Raw genomic sequence first — 545 nt, forward strand, 5'->3', positions numbered from 1 at the left:
CAGGAAGACGACGTCGCCTTCCCATTCCTTGACCCGCATGGTGACGTTGGAGAGCCGCGAAAGCTTGCCGGCCAGCGCCGTCATCTCGTGGAAATGCGTGGCGAAGATCGCACGACAACGGTTCTTCTCATGCAGATATTCGACCGCCGCCCAGGCGATCGACAGACCGTCGAAGGTCGCGGTGCCGCGGCCGATCTCGTCAAGGATGACCAGTGCCCGCTCCCCCGCCTGGTTCAGGATCGCCGCGGTCTCGACCATCTCGACCATGAAGGTCGAGCGGCCGCGCGCGAGATCGTCCGAGGCGCCGACGCGCGAGAACAGCCGGTCGACGACACCGATATGGGCGCTTTCGGCCGGCACGAAGGAGCCGGTCTGGGCAAGGATGGCGATCAGCGCGTTCTGCCTCAGGAAGGTCGACTTGCCGCCCATGTTCGGGCCGGTGAGCAGCCAGATGGCGCCGGCCTTTGCCCCGTTTTCAGGCGAGAGGTCGCAGTCATTGGCGACGAACGGACCTTCGCCTGATCGCCTGAGCGCCTGTTCGACCA

At 65.3% G+C, this 545-nt stretch carries 1 pseudogene; it reads right to left on the bottom strand.

What is annotated here, in order from left to right:
* Nucleotides 1-545, bottom strand: a pseudogene (locus EOA60_RS36555) (DNA mismatch repair protein MutS); the annotation flags it as partial.

It is taken from the genome of Mesorhizobium sp. M1A.F.Ca.IN.020.06.1.1 (assembly GCF_004023265.1).
Classification (GTDB): domain Bacteria; phylum Pseudomonadota; class Alphaproteobacteria; order Rhizobiales; family Rhizobiaceae; genus Mesorhizobium.